This window comes from Amycolatopsis dendrobii (genome assembly GCF_014145675.1).
In the GTDB taxonomy this organism is placed as follows: domain Bacteria; phylum Actinomycetota; class Actinomycetes; order Mycobacteriales; family Pseudonocardiaceae; genus Amycolatopsis; species Amycolatopsis dendrobii.
The window spans coordinates 599,862-617,065 of the sequence record NZ_JACGZW010000005.1 but is presented as its reverse complement, the minus strand read 5'-3'; the positions used below and the strand labels follow the sequence as shown (position 1 = coordinate 617,065).

The following is a 17,204-nucleotide window of genomic DNA, read 5'->3' as shown; positions in this document are numbered from 1 at the left end:
GGCAGAGCACGTCGGCGAGAAGGTTCGGGTGCATCACGAGCGGCTCCGCAGACGGGGGTTGGCGACGAGGTAGAGCACGTCGACGATCAGGTTCACCAGCACGAACCCGGCGGCGATGGTGATCACGAAGCCCTGCACCTTGGCGGTGTCGCCGTCCTGCACGGCCTGGATCATGTTCTGGCCCATTCCGGGCAGCGCGAACATCGTCTCGATCACCACCGCGCCGCCGAGCAGGTAACCGACCCGCAGGCCGAGCACGGTCAGCGGATTGACCAGCGCGTTGCGCAGCACGTTCCGCCCGACCACCACGACCGGCGGCAGCCCGCCGCCGCGCGCGGTGCGCACGTAGTCCTTGTCGAGTTCCTCGACCATCGACGTGCGGATCACCCGGGTCAGCTGCGCGGCGACCGGCGCGGACAGCGCGATCGCGGGCAGCGTCAGCGAGTTCAGCCAGCCGGAGAAGGAATCCGCCGGGCTGACGTAGCCGCTGGTGGGGAACAGGCCCTTGCCGACCGCGAGCCACTGCACCAGCAGCAGCGCGATCCAGAACGCCGGCGCGGCGACGCCGGCGAGCGTCACGAACCGGATCAGGTGGTCCGGCCAGCGGCCGCGGAACAGCGCCGAGGTCACGCCGAGCACGACCGAGACGACGAGCGCGAGCGCCAGGCCGAGCAGGGTCAGTTGCACGGTGAGCGGGAGCGCCGTGGCGATGGTCTGGCCCACCGGCTCCTTAGTGATCACGCTCGTGCCGAAGTCGCCTTGCAGCAGATGCCACACGAAGTGCACGTATTGCAGCGGCAACGGGTCGAGCAGGCCGTTCTGCTCACGGAACTGCTGGAGCTGGTCGGCGGTGGCGTTGGCTCCGTTGAACGCGGCCATCGCCGGGTCGACCGGCGAGAACCGCATGACGATGAACACGAACAGGATCACGCCGAGCAGCAGCGGGATCAGGGCGAGGATGCGGCCGGCCAGCATCCGCACGACGACTGTCACTTCGCGGGCCTCCCGTCAGACCGGTTTGGCCTGGTTGAGGTAGATGCCCGGGTAGCCCTGGGCGCGCACGCCGCTGATCGCCTTCGGGTCCCAGGCGGTGCCCATCTGCGTGAAGACGATCGGGTAGATCACCGCCTGCTCGGAAATCTGGTCGAGCAGCTGCTTGTACAGCCCGCCGCGCTTGGACTCGTCGGTTTCCGCGGCGGCCTTGTCCTGCAACGCCAGCAACGCGTCGGTGTCCGGGCCGCCCCAGCGCGCGTACCTCGTCATGAGCACCGATTGCGCGTCGTAGTAGTAGCGGATGAGCAGGTCCGGGTCGTTGCCGAACTGCAGCGGGTTGTTCGTGGTGGCCACGACCTGGAAGTCGTCGCCGTTGTCCAGTTTGGAGAACAGCGCCTTCGTGTCCTGGGAGTCCAAAGTGGTCTGCACGCCGATCGCGTCCCAACCCTCTTTGATCACCTTGACGCAGTCGAGCACGAGCGAAGTGTTCGTTGTGGACAGCGAGATCTTCAACCCGCTGACGCCCGCTTCGGCGAGCAACTGCTTCGCCTTCTCCGGGTTGAAGTTGAAGTCCTGCGCCGCGGGCTGCGAACCGGGCAGCTTCGGGTTGATGAACGACGTGCCCGCGGTTCCGGTGCCGCGCAAGCCGATCTCGATCATCTTCTTCTTGTCGATCGCGTAATGCAGCGCCTGGCGGACCCGCTTGTCGGCGAACGGCGTGTGCTTGGTGTTGAAGAGGAGGAACAGGTTGTTGCCGCCGTCGGCGAATTCGACCGTGCGGCCAGCCTTGCGCAGCTGCTCTGCGTTGGCGGGCGGGATGTTCTCCGCGATCTGCGCGTCCGGCTTGGCCCCGGAGATCGCCGCGACCCTCGGCGCGGAATCCACAATGGACTTCCAGAGCATCTTGTCGTACGCGGCCGGGCGCGGGCCGTTGTAGTCCGCGAACTTCTCGAACGAGGTGTGCGACAGCGGGGCCTGTTCGGTGACCTTGTACGGCCCGGAGCCGACGACCTTGCCCGCCGCGGCGGCCTTCCAGTTGTTCTCGAACACGTGCTTCGGCACGATCTTGCAGATCTGGATCCGCTGCAGCGCGTACGGGAACGCGAATTTCAGCTTGAACTCCACCGTCTTCGCGTCGACCTTGGTGACGGACTCCAGCCACTGCGAGAAGAAGCTGTGGATGAGAACGTTTTCTTTCGGGTCGAGCACGCGGGCGTAGGTGAAGACGACGTCGTCGGCGGTCACCGGCTGTCCGTCGTGCCACTTCGCGCCGTCGCGCAGCTCGAAGCGCATCGTGGTGCTCTTGAGATCGGCCGGCAGCGCTTTGGCCAAGCCGGGGAACGGTTCCCGGGTGACCGGATCGCCCTCGACGAGCGATTCGTAGCTGTGCAGGATGGCCGCCATCGCGAACGCCGACGCCGTCTGCAGCGGGTCCCAGGTCTGATTGTTGCCGTACCCGATCACCGCGGTGACGGAACCGGACGAACTGCCGGTCTTGTTGGTCGACGCGGGACCGCCGCAGGCGGCGAGCGTCGACGAAACCGCTGCGGCAGCACCGGCGAGGCCGGCGTAGCGCAGCAGTGCGCGCCGGTTGAACTGAGTCCCCATGGCGGTTCGGGACATGGCGTCTCCTGACTTGATGCGGTGTTCCACCCAGAAAGCATCCAGAAGTAGGACGTGGGACGTCCTATGACTTGCCGGAACCCTAAGTCCCGTTCCCGCCCCGGTCAAGAGGCTGGTTCCCACCCGCGCGGGTGCGGCGGGGGAAGCCGATCATGACGTAGGATGTCCTGCGATGGCGACGTGCCAGTGCAAGAAAGACATCCGGGAGAAACGTGTGGCGCGCCCGCAACGCAGTGAAGAGATCACGAAGCAGATCATCGACTTGATCGTCGACCGGCAGCTGCCGACCGGCGCGCCGATGCCGACCGAACTGAGCCTCGCCGAAGACCTCGGGGTCAGCCGGAATTCGATCCGGGAGGCGGTCAAGGCGCTGCAGGCGCTCGGCATCGTCGAGGTCCGGCACGGCTACGGGACGTTCGTCGGCTCGGCCGGGTCGGAGGCGCTGCAGACGTGGCTGCTGTTCCGCACGCGCAGCCGCGGCAGCACCGACGCCGGGCGGCTGCGCGATCTGCTCGAGGTCCGCGAGATGATCGAAACGGAGCTGACCAGCCGGGTCGCCCGCGACCACCGGCCGGAGCTGATCGGGGAACTGCAGGCGTGCGTGGCGCGGATGCGCCGCAAGGGACCGGACGCGGCGGTGGCCGACCGCGAATTCCACGACCTCATCTGCGCCGAGGCGGGTTTCGACCTGGCGCGCGAGCTCACCGGCTTGTTCTGGGACGTCTACCGGGCCGCGGAAGGCGAAATGGGCGGGCCGGTTTCGTCCGCTCCGGCCACCGCGAAACGGCACCAGGCGATCGTGGACGCGCTCGTGAGCGGCGACGCGGAAGCGGCCGCGCACGCGGTGCACCGGCATTTCGACGAGGTGCGCAAACGCGCGAAAGCCGGTCGCTACGGCGGCTTCGGGGAGGCGCGGCCCGCGGTTTCCGGCTCGGCCGCCAGCTGATTGCGGTTAGCCTGGAGAGGTGACGACTCCGGAGATCGCCTTCCTGCCGCCGTCCGCCGCCGAGGACGCTGCGCTGGTGGCCCTGCTGACCGATCTGGTGAACACCGTCTACGCGAAGGCCGAGGCGGGATTGTGGGCCGGTTCGGCCGATCGGACCAATGCCGGGGAGATGGCCGGGCTGGTTCGCACGGGGGAGATCGCGGTCGCGCGGATCGGCGGGGCCGTGGTGGGTTCGGTCCGGATCCAGCGGCTGGCGGACGATCTGGGGGAGTTCGGCCTGCTCGCTGCCTCGCCGGAGGTGCGCGGCGCCGGGATCGGGCGGGAGCTGGTCCGGTTCGCGGAGCGGCACTGCCGGGAGCTCGGGTGCGCGCGGATGCAGCTTGAGCTGCTGGTGCCGCGGGAGTGGGCGCATCCGTCCAAGGAGTTTCTCTCGCAGTGGTACAGCCGCTTGGGGTATCGGGTGGTGGAGAAGTCGACGATCGACGGGCCGCATCCGGAGCTGGCGCCGCTGCTGGCCACTCCGTGCGATTTTCTGATCTGGCACAAGGAACTCGGCTGATCGTGGCCCGGGATTTCCGTCCGGTTTTGTCCTGGTGTCAATTCTGACCAGGTGGTAGAAATTGGCGAAAGCCCCTCTACCTCTGGGAGTTGGCATGGGTGGACCTTCGGTGCAGCTGTACTCGGTGCGCGACGCGTTCGCGGCGGATCCGGACGAGACGTTGCGGCGGCTGGCGGCGATCGGGTTCGAGCGGGTCGAGCCGTATGGGGTGGTGGAGAACGTCGAGGCGCTCCGGGCGGGGTTGGCCGCGCATGGGCTGAATGCTCCGACGGCGCATGCCGCGTTGGTCGGGAAAGACCAGGAGGCGGTGTTCCGGGCGGCTCGGGAGCTGGGGATCGGGGTCGTGATCGAGCCGTTGGTTCCGGCTGAGCGATGGGGGAGTCTCGCCGATATTTCGGATACGGCGGCTGCGCTTAATGCGGCGGCTGAGGTTGCCGCGCGGCATGGCGTTCGGGTGGGGTACCACAATCATTGGTGGGAGCTCGAATCGCGGATTTCCGGGCGCAGTGCGTTGGAGGTTTTCGCGGATCTGCTTGCTCCGGAGATCGTGGTGGAGGTGGACGCTTATTGGGCTGCTGCGGGCGGGGAGGATGCGCCTGCGTTGCTGCGGCGGCTGGGGGAGCGGGTGTGCGCGATTCACGTGAAGGACGGGTCGTTGGCTGTCGATGCCACCGGGCAGGTGCCTGCGGGGCAGGGGCGGGTGCCGCTGCGGGAGGTGCTTGCGGCTGCTCCGGGTGCGTTGCGGGTGGTGGAGTTCGATCAGCACGAGGATGTATTCGGGGGGATCGCGGAGAGTTTCGCTTATCTCGCTGAGGTGGGGGAGTGACTGTCGGGGTCGGGATCGTCGGGGCTGGGTTCATCAGTGACGCCTATTTGGAGAATCTGACGGCGTTCCCGGATCTTCGGGTGGTGGGAATTGCTGATCTCGATCTGGACCGTGCTCGGGCGCAGGCGGCTCGATACGGTATTCCCTGGGCGGGTTCGGTAGCGGATCTGCTTGCGTTGCCGGATGGTGAGATTGTCGTGAATTTGACTGTGCCCGCGGTGCATGTCGAGGTCAGTCTCGCGGCGGTCGAGGCGGGCAAGCACGTTTGGACGGAGAAACCGATCGGGGTGGATCGGCGGACTGTGCGGAAGCTCCTTGATCGGGCGCGAGACGTCGGGGTGCGGGTGGCCGGGGCGCCGGACACGCTTCTCGGTGCTGGGCATCAGACTGCGTTGCGTGCGCTTGCGGGCGGGCGAATCGGTGCGCCATTTGCTGCGTTGGCGTTGTTTCAGACGCCTGGGCCGGAGGGGTGGCATCCTGCGCCGGAGTTTTTGTTCCAGGCTGGAGGCGGGCCGCTGCTGGATATCGGGCCTTATTACTTGACGCAGCTGGTTCAGGTGTTCGGGGCGGTGCGGAAGGTCACCGGGGTTGGCGGGCGGGTGAGGGAGACTCGGGTGATCGGGGCTGGGCCGCGGGCTGGGACTGAGTTTCCGGTTACGGTGCCTACCACGGTTAGTGCGTTGATCGAGTTTGCGCGCGGGGGGACCGCGCAGGTTTTGCTGACGTTTGATTCTGCGTTGCGGCGTACCGGGGTGGTTGAGGTTTCCGGTTCGCTGGGGACTGCGGTTTTGCCGGATCCTAATGGGTTTGGCGGTTCTGCCGTGGTGCATTCGGGTGGGGAGGCGGAGGAGCTGGCTGCGGTGGGGCATTCGGCTGCCCGGGGTACCGGGGTGCTTGATTTGGCCCGGGCGGTTCGGGCTGGGGTGGCCGAGAGGGCTTCGGGGGAGATGGCTTATCACGTCTTGGATGTGATGGTGGCTGTTGAGGAGTCCATGGAGCTTGGGGTGGGGGTTGAGGTGGGCAGCCGGGTGGAGGTTTCGGAGCTGTTGCCCGTTGAGTGGGATCCGTTTGTGCGGACGTTGTGAGGCGGCTCGTCGCCCTGGCGGGCGACATTGCGCTGGGGGTTGGGCCCCCACCCCCGAACCGCAGGGTGGCTTCGGATCGGGGTTGGGGCGGTGTGGGGATACCTCGATGGGTGGGTGCGTCGGCTGCGGTCCGCGAGTGGCCGACGCATCCCGGCAGGTCGGCGGGGCGGGTGGGCTGTGAAGGGCCCGTTGAGGGAATCTGCGTCCGTGCGGGGCCCCTCACGGACCGGTTGAGGAGCGTGAGGGGAACCCTCATGGCGGGATCGGCGGCCATCCGGGGGTGCTTTTCCTGAATCCGCCTAGTTTGGGAACAGGGGGACGGTCAGGAGAGTTTGCAGAAAGAGGCGGAGGGAACCGACTGTATCTACTTGCGTGGGGGTGGTGAGCCACTGGACCTGGAGGCCGTCCATCAGTGCGATGAAGGTGAGTGCCGCCAAGTCCGGGTCTGCGCCGGGGCGGAGTTCGCCTGTTTCGGCGAGCGCGTGGAACGACTGGGCGATGCTGTCGCGGGCTTCGCGGTAATGGCGGGCGAAGTAGGCGTGTGCGGGGTGGTCCTCGGAGATCGCTTCGGCGGCGAGGCGCGAGTACAGCTCGACGATGCCTCGGTGGCGGACGTTGTGTTCGGCCAATGCGATGAAGCGGCGCAGGACTTCCAAGCCGGGCGGGGCGGACAGTTGCTCTCGGACGGCGTCCTCGGCGTCCCGGCGTTCCAGGACCGCCGCGAGCAGCGCTTCCTTCGTCGGGAAGTGGTACAGCAAGCCGGCGTGGGTGATGCCTGCTCGCTTGGCTATTTCCCGCAGCGACGACGCGTGGTAGCCGGCTTCGCCGTACACGACGGCGGCCGCCGAAACGATGTCGTCCCGGCGGATTCTGCCCTTCAGGTAGCCCTCGCTCACGGGGCGGCGGTCAGGTCGGCTTCCACCCGCCCATCATGCCCCAGCCCCATTCGCATCCGTGTTCCTGACTGGACCCGACCCCCGAAGAGGAGCCGAGCCCGATGACCGAGCTTTCCCCGCCCCCGGTGCTGCCCCGCGCGGCGCGCGTCGCCACCTGGACCGTGTTCGCGCTGTGCGGGTTCGCGGTCGGCATGTGGGTGGTGCACATCCCGGTGATCGAGCGCGCGACCGGCGTCTCGCACACCGCGCTCGGGGCGCTGCTGCTCGTGCTCGGCGGATCGGCGCTGGTCGGGATGCAGGTCACCGGGCCGCTCGCGGACCGGTTCGGGCATCCGCGCGTCGTGTCCGTCGCGGGGGTGCTCGTCGGGGTCGCGGTGGTGCTGCCGGGGTTCGCGGCGAACTGGTGGACGCTCGGGCTCGCGCTCGCGGCGTTCGGGTTCTTCAACGGTTCGCTGGACGTCGCGATGAACGCGCACGCAGTGGTCGTAGAACGCGCTTATCCGCGGCCGATCATGGCCGCCTTCCACGCGATGTGGTCGATCGGCGGTGCGATCGCGGCCGTCGTCGGCGCGGCAGTGCTGGGCGCGGGCGTGCCGGCGCTGGTGTCGCTCGGCGGTACCGGAGTCCTGTGCATCGTGGTTTCGCTGGTGGTCCGCCGGTACTTGCTCGACTCGTCGGAGGAGGCTGCGGAGGAAACCGCTGAGGAAGCCGAACCGACGCGTACGCCCGCGCGCGTGGTGTGGCTGCTGGGTCTGTTGGCCTTCGCGCTGATGCTGTCCGAGGGCGTCGCGAACGACTGGGCGGCGCTGTATCTCCGCGACGGGCTGGGGACGTCGGAAAGCACCGCCGCCCTGGCTTACGGCTCGTTCGCGGTGGCGATGACGGCCGGCCGGTTCGCGACCGACCGGGTCGCCGCGCTGGCCGGACCGGTCGCGGTGGTGCGCTACGGGAGCGGGCTCGCCGCGCTGGGGCTGGCGATCGCGTCGCTCGCGCCGTGGGTGCCGTTGTCGTTGTGCGGCTGGGCGTTGTTCGGGCTCGGGCTGTCCGGGGGCGTCCCGCAGTTGTTCACCGCGGCGGGCAACCTGGACAAACGCGCGTCGGGGGCGTTGATGGCGCGGGTGGTCGGAGTCGGGTACGTCGGGCTGCTGGCCGGTCCGGCGATCATCGGCGGGCTGGCGCACTGGGTGCCGCTGAACGTCGCGTTCCTGCTGCCCCTGGCATTGTGCGTGGTGGCGGTGGTGTTCGCGCCCGCGATGAAGCCGCGCGGCTGAGTCAGCGGGTGCAGGCCCGGGGCTGCAGTTTCTGGCCTCCGCCGGAAAGAACGATCGTCCCGGACGCTCCGCCGCCGCCCGCCGCGAGGATCGTGCAGACGATCTGCGCGACCGCGTTCGGCGACAATTCCCGGACGTTGACGCCGATCGCCGCCTCGTTCACCCCGATGGCGATCGGCTCGAACGACGGCGGAAGCTCCGTCGTGTAACCGCCCGCTCGTTCGTCCTCGTCCGGCCCTTGTTCCAGTGCCCGCACCCGGTCCGCGGCAACGTCGCCGACGCCGTTGCGCACCACCGGCACGACGGTCCCGTTCACCACGAAATACACCGTCGCGGTGTGCCCGATGTTCCCGTTCGGCGGCCCGCTGGGCGCGTTCTCGCCGGGGATCACGCCGCTGGGCCGCACCCCGCAGCCGCTCGCCAGCACCAAGACCGCGACCAGCGCCAGCAACCGCTTCGTCATCGCACCTCCCGGGGCAGCCACAACGTGAACACCGCACCGCCTTCGGGCCGGTTCCCGGCGACCAGTTCCCCGCGGTGCAAGCGCGCGTTCTCCCAGGCGATGGCGAGCCCGAGCCCGCTCCCTTCCGAACGGCTGCGAGCGGTGTCCGCCTTGTAGAACCGGGAAAACACGTGTGGAAGCACCTTCTCGTCCAGACCAGGGCCGGAGTCCTCGACGGCGAGCGTGATCCCCGCCTGGCCGCCCCGCAACCGCACGGTCACCGGCTCCGCGCCGTGCCGCAGCGCGTTGCCCACGAGATTGGCCACGATCACGTCGAGCCGACGCGGATCGACCCGCGCCCGGATCCCTTCCGGCAGGTCCGTCTCCACTGCGAAGCCTCGTGCTCGCAGGGTCGCCCGAACCGCCTCGGCGACATCGACGTCGTCCACCTCGAGCGAGGCGGTACCGGAGTCGAACCGGGTGACCTCGATCAGGTCGTTGACCAGCCGGGCGAGGTTGTGGGTTTCCTGGCTGACCAGCCGCACCGCCTCGCCCGCCGCGTCCGGCAGCCGCTTCGCTTCGGCGTCGAGCATGTCGGTGACCGCGGTCATCGCGGCGAGCGGAGTGCGCAGTTCGTGGGACACGTCGGCGACGAATCGCCGTGCGTCGGCTTCCATCCGGCGCAGTTCGCCGACGTGCCGTTGCAGCGAGTCGGCGGTCGAGTTGAACGTCTGGGCGACGCTGGCCAGTTCGTCGCTGCCGCGGACGGCGATCCGGGCGTCAAGGTCGCCCGCGCCGAGCCTGCGAGCCGCGCGTTGCAGCTCGCCGACCGGCCGCAACACGCTGCCGGCGGCCAGCACGGCGAGTATCAAGGCCACCACCAGCGCGGCGCCGCCCGCGAGCCACGCGTCCCTGGCGAGCCGGTTCACCGCGTCGATTTCCGGGTTGAGATCGCGCAGTTCGTAGACCTCGATCCCGGACGGGATCGTCGGATTCCGCCGGTCGCCGGTCGCGATCAGCAACTGCGCGCCCAGCACCAGCTGCGTCACTCCGCCGACATCCACGCGCTGCCACGCGACCCGGCCGGATTGCACGACCGCGCGCAGCTCCGGCGTGATCACCGAGGCGGGCATGTCGCCCGCGCTGTGGCCGCCGCTCGTCACCAGTGCGGAGGTCTTCCGGCCGTTGAGCCGCTCGGCGGCCGACTGCAGCGCACTCGTGTCCACAGGCTGCCGGGGGAGCGGATACAGCTGCTTGAGCTGGGTGGTCATCTCCGTGGCGGCGTTGTCCTGGGTGCGCTGCAGGATCCCGTTCCGGGCCTGCACGTAGCCGATCCCGGCGACGGCGAGCGCGGTGAACACGCTCAGCAGCGCGAACGCCACCAGCAACCGGGTGCGCAGCCCGCGCAGCCGCCAGCCGGTCACAGCGGCCCGAAGCGATAGCCGAAACCGCGCAGGGTCTGGACGTACACCGGTTTCGCGGGGTCGTCCTCGATCTTGGCGCGCAGCCGCTGCACGCACGCGTCGACGAGCCGCGAATCGCCGAGATAGCCCTGGTCCCATACGGATTCGAGCAGCTGCTGACGGCTGAGCACGCGACCGGGGGAGGAGGACAGCTCCAGCAGCAGCCGCAGTTCGGTCGGCGCGAGCCCGATCACCGTGCCGTGCTTGCTGACCACGAGGCCTTCGCGGTCGATCGTCAGGTCGCCGTGCCGTTCCGGGCCCGGTTTCGCGTCCGGGTTGCGCGGTTCGCCGCCGGTCCGGCGCAGCACCGCGCGGATGCGCGCCTCCAGCACGCGGGCCTGCGCGGGCTTCACGACGTAGTCGTCGGCTCCCGCTTCGAGCCCGGCCACCACGTCGATGTCGTCGTTGCGCGCGGTGAGCATGATGATCGGGAGATCGCCTGCCGCGCGGATGCGGCGGCAGACCTCGAAGCCGTCCATCCCGGGCAGCATGAGGTCGAGGACCACGACGTCGGCGGAGTCGCCGGCGAGCCGGGCGAGGCCTTCCTCGCCGGTCTCCACCGCGTCGACCGTGTGGCCCTGATACGTCAGGGCCAGCCGCAGGCCGTCGCGCACGGCCTGGTCGTCTTCGATCAGCAGCACCCTCGGCATGTCTCCCACTATCGCAGTCCGCCCGTCCGGCCGCCCGGACAGTCCACAGCGGACGGCCGGGCCCAGCCTGCCCGGCCCGGATCGCCGCCCGGTGCGTGCCGTGTCATCGTTCGGTAACAGCACCGCCGCGGCGAACTGTTACAGAGCTGTCAAACTCCGGGCGCAGTGCGCGCACACTGGGGCCCGAAAGTGGACCCCATGATCGAGTCGCTTCGCCGGCCCCGGGTCCTCGCGACCGTCACCCGTCTCCTGGCGGTGGCGCTGCTCCCGGCGGCGTTCCTGCGTTCGCCCGGCCGCGGCCGTTACCTGGCCTGCCAGTGGGCGCTCGCGACGCGCTATCCGGCCGAGGACCTCGCGGGCCTCAGCGAATCGGCCCGCGCGGCGTTCACCGCGGCGCGCGCCGAGGCGTTCTGGCGGGATCGCCAGCTCATCGGACTCACCTCCGGCCACCGCGACGCCGCCCATCAGCACCGGCTGTTCGCCGAAGAGGTGCACCGCACCGGCTCCGTCGCCGCGGCCCGGCGTCGAGTGCTGCCGCCGCACGAATCGGCCCACGTCCGCGGCACGGCGCTCGACGTGCGCCCGAGCGAGGGCGCGGCGTGGCTGGAGCGGCACGGGGCGGAGTACCGGCTGTATCGCCGCTACGACAACGAATGGTGGCATTTCGAGTACCACGCGGACACCGTGCCGATGCGGTTGCCGAACCCGGACGCGTCGCGCCCGCCGTCGATGGCCCGAGCGGCCAGTTAGGGTGATTTCCTTTTTGCGGCACGGGATTCCAGGTACCGTCGTTCGGGAACGCTGAGAGTTTTCCGTGCCGCTGAACGGTAATAGACCCGGGCTTGCCCGGGCTCGCCCGCCAGGTCGAGCAGGTGCGCGCGCACCACGTCGACGCGATGATGCTCGTCCAGCCCGGCGATCTCGTCGAGCTGCCGCAACCCCTCGCGGGCGCCGTGGACCATCGCGACCGGGACGATCCGGTTCAGCGCCGCGACCGGACTCGGCGCGAGGGCGAGCAGCAGGTCGTAGAGGGCGAGGATCTGCGGCCAGTCGGTGTCCTCGGCGCGGGCTGCCTCGTCGTGCACCGCGGCGATCGCGGCCTCGAGCTGATACGGCCCGAGCTGGGCGGTGACCAGGGTTTTCCCGATCAGGTCGAGCCCTTCGGCGATCACGGCGGCGTCCCACAGCGTGCGGTCCTGTTCGGCCAGCGGCACGGCGGCGCCGTCCGGCCGGGTCCGCGCGGGCCGCCGGGCGTCGCTGAGCAGCATGAGCGCCAGCAGCCCGGCGACCTCGCCGTCGTCGGGAACCTGCGTGTGCAGCTGCCGGGTCAGCCGGATCGCCTCGGCGGTCAGCTCGACCCGGTTGACCGCGGTTCCGGAGCTGGCGGTGTGCCCCTCGGTGAAGATCAGGTACAGCACCTGCAGCACCGCGGTCATCCGCTCGGCCCGTTCGCCCGGCGGCGGCATCCGGAACCGGGCCCCGCTGAGCCGTTTCTTCGCCCGGTTGATCCGCTGGCTCACGGTCTTCTCCGGAACCAGCAGCGCCCGGCCGATCTCCGCGGTGGTGAGGCCGCCGACCGCGCGCAGCGTCAACGCGAGCTGAGACGGCTTGCCGAGTTCGGGATGACAGCACAGCATCAGCAGGGTCAGCGTGTCGTCCTCGGCCGGAGCGAATTCCGGCTGCGGCACCGCCAGCCCGGCGGCCGTGTGCTCCCGCTGCCGACGAGCGGACTCGCTGCGCTCGATGTCGATGCGCCGGCGCGCGGCCGCGGTGATCAGCCAGCTTCTGGGGTTGTCCGGCAGGCCCTGTTCCGGCCATTTCACCGCGGCGGACAGCAGCGCTTCCTGCACCGCGTCCTCGCAAAGCGCGAAGTCGCCGAACCGGCGGCAGACGGCGGTGAGCACCTGCGGCGCGAGGTCGCGCAGGAGCTGCTCGAAGCCGGGCGGGGGAGTCAGAGATCCAGCTCTTTCACGTTGCGAAGCGGCCGGACCTCGACCTTGCCGTACACCGCGTCCGGCACCCGCGCGGCGTGTTCCAGCGCCCGTTCCATGCTCTCGCATTCGACCAGGTAGAAGCCGACCAGATGCTCCTTGACCTCGGCGAACGGACCGTCGCTCGGCACCGCCTTGCCGTCCTGCACGGTGACGCACTTGGCCTCGGCGGGATCGGCGAGCCCGTCGCTGAGCACGAGTTCGCCGGACTCCTCGAGCGCCCGGGCGAGCGCGAGATGGCTACGGCCGAACTCGGCCTTCTTCTCGTCCGGCATCTCCTCCCAGAGCGCCCGGAACCGCGGATTGCTGTGGATCATGATCAAGTACCGCACGACGGCCCCCTTCGAAATTTTTCGCCGCCGGTGTCGCCTCGCGGATTCCGGCTCCGACGTCCCCCGTGCACATGTCAGCTGAAGAAGGAGCATAGCCGTGCGGAAGATCGTGGCCGGACTGTCGGTTTCGCTGGACGGGGTGACCGAGTCGCCGCCGGACTGGATGACGCTGAACCACGAGGCGGACGAGGTGATCCGCGCCGGCATCGCCGAATCGGACGCCGTCCTGCTCGGCCGGAACACCTACGCGGACTTCGCCCGGATGTGGCCGGGCCTGGGCGACTCGTCACCGATGGCCGCGTTCCTGAACAACACCCCGAAGTACGTCGTCTCGAGCACGCTCACCGAAGTGGGCTGGCGCGGTTCGACGCTGCTCGGCCCTGATCTGGCGGCTGAGCTGAACTCGTTGAAAAGCAAGCCGGGCAAGAACATCCACATTCCCGGCAGCCCCCGGCTGGTGCGGTCGCTGCTGCCGGCGGGTTTGCTCGACGAGCTGAACCTGCTGATCCACCCGATCGTGCTCGGCTCGGGCGCGCGGCTGTTCCCGGAGGCTTCTTCCCGTGCCGACCTCGAACTCGTCGCTTCCCGGACGTTCGGCAACGGCGTCCTCTCCGTCACTTACCGGCCGGCGATTCTCTGAGACCTCCAGGAGGAAAAATGTTCGACACCAGCAAGGCATTCAGCGGTTTCTCCGTGGACGACATCCCGGCCGCGCGGACGTTCTACGCCGAGACGCTCGGCATCGAGGTCGCCGAAAGCTGGGGGATGCTGCGGCTGCGTCTCGCCGAAGGACGCGAAGTGCTCGTCTACCCGAAGGGCGACAAGCACGTTCCGGCCGAGTACACCGTTCTCAACTTCCCGGTGGACGACATCGACCAGGCGGTCGCGGACCTCGGCGCGGCCGGGGTTTCCTTCGAACCGTTCGACGGCGTCGACGAAAAGGGCGTCTTCCGGCTCGGCGGTCCGCTGATCGCGTGGTTCCGCGATCCAGCGGGGAATATTCTTTCGGTCCTCCAGGAAAACTGAGGACGGGACCGCAAAACTGAAGATGCCGGAGCGTGCGCCCGGATGAGAAGTTGGAGGCATGACACCAGTTTCGGGGCCGGCTCGCACGAGCTGGCGGGGAGTGCTCGCGCTGGCGGCGGCGATCGTCGTGGCCGCTTCGGCCGTGGGATTCTTCCGGGCTTTCCAGCTGCCCGGAATGGATGCGACGGGCCCGATGGATTCGATGGTTTCACCGGGTCCGACGGGTTCGACGGCTGACCGGCGATTGCACGGCATGGCGCTTGCCGACATGCCGGAAATGTTCGTCGCCGGCGCGGCCTTGCTCCTCGCGCTCGGAGCCGCGCTGGTCCTCGGCCGGACGCGGCACAGCGGTGCCCCGGGTGTGCCGGTTGCCCCGGTTGTCGTGCCGCAGCCGACGGTCCTGGGAAGGCGGACGACCGCGATGGTCGCCACCGCCGCGCTGACGATCGACATCAGCAAGACGTCGACGCTGGGGTTCGTCATCCCCGGCCTGCGCACGGAATACGGCATCGACGCTTCGACCGCGTCGCTGCTGGCGGTGAGCGGGCTGTCCGGCACCGCGCTGGGCGCGTTGCTGTGCAGCAGGCTCGCCGAACGCATCGGCCGCCGGGCCTGTTACCTGCTCGCCACACTCGGGTTCACCGCCACCAGCATGTGCGGCACCATGCCGGATTTCCGCGGCAACGTGGTGATGTGCTTCCTGATGGGCATCGCCGTAGGCGGGCTGGCTCCGATGCTGATCACCGTGCTCAGCGACCTTTTCCCCGGTCCGGGCAGGGGAGCGGCGGTGACCGGCCTGTCGATCGTCGCGACCGCGATCGGTTACCTGATCGCGTCCGGTTCCGCGCTGTGGCTGGAGCCCGTGTTCGGCTGGCGGGTGCTGTGGCTCATCGGCGCACCGACCGGCCTGCTGCTGGCCGCCGCCGCTGCCGTCATCCCGGACCGACGAAGCACCCGGGCGCCTGCTGGGCCGGCGGACGACTGGCTGGCCCGGAACACTCTCACGACCCGGCTGCAATGGGGGTTCGCCTTCTCGATCGGCTTGACCACGTTCGGCCTGACGACCTGGGTACCGACCCTGTCCCGCGTCGGCGGTCTCTCGCTGACCACGGCGAACGCCCTCCTGACGGGCTCGGCGGTGGCGATGGTGCTGTGCGCGGGACTGCTGGTCCTCGGCTACCGCCGCTTCGGCCCAACCGGCGTCACCGTGCGGCTCGCCCTCTGCACCGCGGTGCTGCTGCTGGCACTCGCGGTGTCCGGATGGGCGGTCGCCGCACCATGGCTGTCGGCCGCGGTGCTGACGGTCGCCTTGCTGGGCGTCAACACCATGGCCGCGGTGTTCCTGCCAGTCGCCGCTGATGTGGCCGACGACCGGTCGCGCGGGCGGGCCGCGGGTTCGGTGTCGTTTTTCAACCGGTTGGGCGGGCTGGCTGGGCCGTTGGTGCTTTCGCTGCTGGTGACGTCAGTGTCCGAGGTGCTGTGGTCGGTCGCGATGCTGGCCCTGTTGTGCGGTTCGGTCGCGGCTTACACGAGCCGTCGGCAACGGGTGCTGCGCAAGGCCGGAGCGGGGTGATCGCCAGACCCCGCCCACCTCTGTCCACAGTGGTCAGAACCGCCGGGCGAACGGCAGCGGGCGGCGCATCCGCACCAGCAGCAGCAACGGAATCAGCACGTAGGGGAGGTTGAACGCGAGGAACTTGCCCGGGTTGCCGGTGCGGGTCGCCGGGTCGCCGAAGAACTCGACGCCGAACACGACGATCCCGGTGAGCGTGACGATCATCGTCGCGTAGACCACCGCGAACAGCTGGATCCCGTTGCGGCCCGCGACGAGGCACCAGACGAGCACGACGTAGAACGGGAGGTAGACGAACGCCGAGAGCCCGGTGACGATCCGCATCCAGTCCGGCGGGTGCATGAACAGCGGGTCGGCGTCGTGGGCGTACCAGTAGTTGGAGTCGACGAAGAAGTTGCCGGTCGGCCGCGAGAAGTCGACGCCGATCGTCGGCAGCAGGTCGCTAATCAGGGACGTCACCGTGAACGCCGAGAAGATCACCGCGAAGAACAGGTCGATCTTGCGCTCGCGCAGGGGCAGGTTCGCCGTCGTGGTGCCCATCGGCGGATTGTAGGGCGTCGCACCGGCGATTTCGGCAGTACAGTCGCGGTCATGAACGCGTTCCAGGTGTGCCTCTGGGTGTTCGCGGGCGTGTGCGCCGGCTGCTGGCTGCTGTCGGTGCTCACCAGGGAGTACTCCTGGGTGGACCGGATCTGGTCGGTCGTCCCCGTGGCCTACACCGGGATCTTCGCCGGGCACGCGGGGTTCGCGGACGCCAGGCTGGACCTGCTGTTCGCACTCGTGTTCCTGTGGGGCGCGCGGCTGACGTTCAACTACGGCCGCAAGGGCGGCTACGCCCCCGGCGGCGAGGACTACCGCTGGGCGGTGCTGCGCGGCCGGATGGCTCCGTGGCAGTTCCAGCTGTTCAACCTCTTCTTCATCACGCTCTACCAGAACGTGATCCTGCTGCTCATCACGCTTCCCGCGTGGACCGCGCTGGACCATCGGACCCCGCTGGGCGCCGCCGACATCGTGCTGGCCGTCGCGTTCGTGGCCTGCCTGGCCGGCGAGACGATCGCGGACCAGCAGCAGTGGAACTTCCACCAGTGGAAGAAGCGCGAGACGGCCGCCGGGCGCATCCCCGAACCGCGGTTCGCGCAGACCGGGCTCTTCCGGTTTTCCCGCCACCCCAACTTCTTCTTCGAGCAAGCGCAGTGGTGGCTGGTGTTCCTGATCGGAGTCTCCGCGGCCGGCGCGGTCACCTGGACGATCGCCGGCGCGGTCCTGCTGACGGCGCTGTTCGCCGGTTCGACGATCTTCACCGAGAGCATCACGCTCGGCCGCTACCCGGAGTACGCCGACTACCAGCGGCGAGTTTCGCCGATCGTGCCGTGGTTCCCGCGCCGGGCCGACCGCCGCGGAAGCGCCGTGGGGTCCACTTCGGACTGAGCGCTGCCCGTTATGTGACCGTCCTCACGTCAATGCCGTGAACCTCCCCGGTGTCCGATGAGTCGGAAGGGATACCGTTCGCCCGGTAGGGTCACGGTTC

At 69.1% G+C, this 17,204-nt stretch carries 19 protein-coding genes; 10 read left to right on the top strand and 9 right to left on the bottom strand.

The genetic code is table 11. From position 1 onward, the window contains the following. Positions 1–33 precede the first annotated feature (33 nt). Both H4281_RS17895 and H4281_RS17890 read right to left on the bottom strand, forming a co-directional pair. On the bottom strand, positions 34–993 hold the full coding sequence (locus H4281_RS17895) for an ABC transporter permease (protein ID WP_182892053.1): 960 nt from the start codon (positions 991–993) through the stop codon (positions 34–36). A gap of 15 nt (positions 994–1,008) precedes the next feature. Further along, the gene (locus H4281_RS17890) at positions 1,009–2,616 is read right to left on the bottom strand and encodes an ABC transporter substrate-binding protein (RefSeq protein WP_182892052.1); all 1,608 of its coding nucleotides are present in this window, start codon (positions 2,614–2,616) and stop codon (positions 1,009–1,011) included. A 214-nt stretch (positions 2,617–2,830) separates the two neighbouring features. On the opposite strand from H4281_RS17890, the gene H4281_RS17885 reads away from it, so the two are divergent. From H4281_RS17885 to H4281_RS17870, 4 genes are all read left to right on the top strand, one after another. After that, positions 2,831–3,562 carry a FadR/GntR family transcriptional regulator gene (locus tag H4281_RS17885; protein ID WP_182892051.1) on the top strand — a complete coding sequence of 244 codons (732 nt, stop codon included), beginning with the start codon at positions 2,831–2,833 and terminating at the stop codon, positions 3,560–3,562. Between the two features lie 19 nt (positions 3,563–3,581). Further along, positions 3,582–4,121: a GNAT family N-acetyltransferase gene (locus H4281_RS17880; protein WP_182892050.1), complete on the top strand. Its 540-nt coding sequence runs from the start codon at positions 3,582–3,584 to the stop codon at positions 4,119–4,121. A 94-nt stretch (positions 4,122–4,215) separates the two neighbouring features. Continuing rightward, complete coding sequence (locus H4281_RS17875) at positions 4,216–4,947, top strand: sugar phosphate isomerase/epimerase family protein (protein ID WP_182892049.1); 732 nt, start codon at positions 4,216–4,218, stop codon at positions 4,945–4,947. Next, positions 4,944–6,032 (top strand): Gfo/Idh/MocA family protein, encoded by a 1,089-nt coding sequence (locus H4281_RS17870; protein ID WP_182892048.1) that lies wholly within the window; start codon positions 4,944–4,946, stop codon positions 6,030–6,032. Before H4281_RS17875 ends, H4281_RS17870 begins: the two co-directional genes overlap by 4 nt. 299 nt (positions 6,033–6,331) lie before the next feature. Here the strand turns inward: H4281_RS17870 and H4281_RS17865 are convergent, their stop codons facing one another. After that, positions 6,332–6,928, bottom strand: coding sequence for a TetR/AcrR family transcriptional regulator (locus H4281_RS17865; RefSeq protein WP_182892047.1), 597 nt, complete (start codon positions 6,926–6,928; stop codon positions 6,332–6,334). Positions 6,929–7,029: 101 nt separating this feature from the next. Between H4281_RS17865 and H4281_RS17860 the strand changes: the two genes are divergently transcribed. After that, positions 7,030–8,199, top strand: coding sequence for an MFS transporter (locus tag H4281_RS17860; RefSeq protein WP_182892046.1), 1,170 nt, complete (start codon positions 7,030–7,032; stop codon positions 8,197–8,199). A 1-nt stretch (position 8,200) separates the two neighbouring features. On the opposite strand, the gene H4281_RS17855 is transcribed toward H4281_RS17860, so the two are convergent. The 3 genes from H4281_RS17855 to H4281_RS17845 are packed head-to-tail and all read right to left on the bottom strand — an operon-like array spanning position 8,201 to position 10,754. Continuing rightward, positions 8,201–8,662 carry a hypothetical protein gene (locus tag H4281_RS17855; protein ID WP_220507331.1) on the bottom strand — a complete coding sequence of 154 codons (462 nt, stop codon included), beginning with the start codon at positions 8,660–8,662 and terminating at the stop codon, positions 8,201–8,203. Next, entirely contained in the window at positions 8,659–10,065 is a 1,407-nt protein-coding gene (locus H4281_RS17850; RefSeq protein WP_182892044.1) for an ATP-binding protein, read from the bottom strand. Before H4281_RS17850 ends, H4281_RS17855 begins: the two co-directional genes overlap by 4 nt. Further along, positions 10,062–10,754 (bottom strand): response regulator, encoded by a 693-nt coding sequence (locus H4281_RS17845; RefSeq protein ID WP_182892043.1) that lies wholly within the window; start codon positions 10,752–10,754, stop codon positions 10,062–10,064. The genes H4281_RS17850 and H4281_RS17845 overlap by 4 nt, the downstream gene beginning before the upstream one ends. Positions 10,755–10,952: 198 nt before the next feature. Here H4281_RS17845 and H4281_RS17840 point away from each other — a divergent pair, with 198 nt between their 5' ends. Continuing rightward, complete coding sequence (locus H4281_RS17840; RefSeq protein ID WP_182892042.1) at positions 10,953–11,504, top strand: M15 family metallopeptidase domain-containing protein; 552 nt, start codon at positions 10,953–10,955, stop codon at positions 11,502–11,504. Here H4281_RS17840 and H4281_RS17835 read toward each other — a convergent pair. After that, positions 11,501–12,709: an RNA polymerase sigma factor gene (locus H4281_RS17835; RefSeq protein WP_182892132.1), complete on the bottom strand. Its 1,209-nt coding sequence runs from the start codon at positions 12,707–12,709 to the stop codon at positions 11,501–11,503. The two genes, H4281_RS17840 and H4281_RS17835, sit on opposite strands and share 4 nt — an antisense overlap. Further along, positions 12,706–13,077, bottom strand: a complete 372-nt coding sequence (locus H4281_RS17830) for a YciI family protein (protein ID WP_182892041.1) — start codon at positions 13,075–13,077, stop codon at positions 12,706–12,708. The genes H4281_RS17835 and H4281_RS17830 overlap by 4 nt, the downstream gene beginning before the upstream one ends. Before the next feature lie 97 nt (positions 13,078–13,174). On the opposite strand from H4281_RS17830, the gene H4281_RS17825 reads away from it, so the two are divergent. The 3 genes from H4281_RS17825 to H4281_RS17815 are packed head-to-tail and all read left to right on the top strand — an operon-like array spanning position 13,175 to position 15,676. Beyond that, entirely contained in the window at positions 13,175–13,717 is a 543-nt protein-coding gene (locus tag H4281_RS17825) for a dihydrofolate reductase family protein (protein WP_182892040.1), read from the top strand. Positions 13,718–13,734: 17 nt separating this feature from the next. After that, a complete protein-coding gene (locus tag H4281_RS17820) occupies positions 13,735–14,103 on the top strand; it encodes a VOC family protein (protein WP_182892039.1) in 369 nt (122 codons plus the stop codon). A gap of 58 nt (positions 14,104–14,161) precedes the next feature. Next, the gene (locus H4281_RS17815) at positions 14,162–15,676 is read left to right on the top strand and encodes an MFS transporter (RefSeq protein WP_182892038.1); all 1,515 of its coding nucleotides are present in this window, start codon (positions 14,162–14,164) and stop codon (positions 15,674–15,676) included. 33 nt (positions 15,677–15,709) lie between these two features. Here the strand turns inward: H4281_RS17815 and H4281_RS17810 are convergent, their stop codons facing one another. Further along, positions 15,710–16,216 carry an EXPERA domain-containing protein gene (locus H4281_RS17810; RefSeq protein WP_182892037.1) on the bottom strand — a complete coding sequence of 169 codons (507 nt, stop codon included), beginning with the start codon at positions 16,214–16,216 and terminating at the stop codon, positions 15,710–15,712. 51 nt (positions 16,217–16,267) lie between these two features. Here H4281_RS17810 and H4281_RS17805 point away from each other — a divergent pair, with 51 nt between their 5' ends. Then, positions 16,268–17,104, top strand: coding sequence for a DUF1295 domain-containing protein (locus H4281_RS17805; RefSeq protein ID WP_182892036.1), 837 nt, complete (start codon positions 16,268–16,270; stop codon positions 17,102–17,104). The last annotated feature ends 100 nt before the right edge of the window (positions 17,105–17,204 follow it).

What these genes read in the sequence shown, in the direction of transcription:
- H4281_RS17820 (WP_182892039.1), top strand. Translation starts at nt 13,735, where the DNA reads ATGTTCGACACCAGCAAGGCATTCAGCGGTTTCTCCGTGGACGACATC.
- H4281_RS17875 (WP_182892049.1), top strand. Translation starts at nt 4,216, where the DNA reads ATGGGTGGACCTTCGGTGCAGCTGTACTCGGTGCGCGACGCGTTCGCG.
- H4281_RS17810 (WP_182892037.1), bottom strand. Translation starts at nt 16,216, where the DNA reads ATGGGCACCACGACGGCGAACCTGCCCCTGCGCGAGCGCAAGATCGAC.
- H4281_RS17805 (WP_182892036.1), top strand. Translation starts at nt 16,268, where the DNA reads ATGAACGCGTTCCAGGTGTGCCTCTGGGTGTTCGCGGGCGTGTGCGCC.
- H4281_RS17860 (WP_182892046.1), top strand. Translation starts at nt 7,030, where the DNA reads ATGACCGAGCTTTCCCCGCCCCCGGTGCTGCCCCGCGCGGCGCGCGTC.
- H4281_RS17890 (WP_182892052.1), bottom strand. Translation starts at nt 2,616, where the DNA reads ATGTCCCGAACCGCCATGGGGACTCAGTTCAACCGGCGCGCACTGCTG.
- H4281_RS17840 (WP_182892042.1), top strand. Translation starts at nt 10,953, where the DNA reads ATGATCGAGTCGCTTCGCCGGCCCCGGGTCCTCGCGACCGTCACCCGT.
- H4281_RS17815 (WP_182892038.1), top strand. Translation starts at nt 14,162, where the DNA reads ATGACACCAGTTTCGGGGCCGGCTCGCACGAGCTGGCGGGGAGTGCTC.
- H4281_RS17855 (WP_220507331.1), bottom strand. Translation starts at nt 8,662, where the DNA reads ATGACGAAGCGGTTGCTGGCGCTGGTCGCGGTCTTGGTGCTGGCGAGC.
- H4281_RS17845 (WP_182892043.1), bottom strand. Translation starts at nt 10,754, where the DNA reads ATGCCGAGGGTGCTGCTGATCGAAGACGACCAGGCCGTGCGCGACGGC.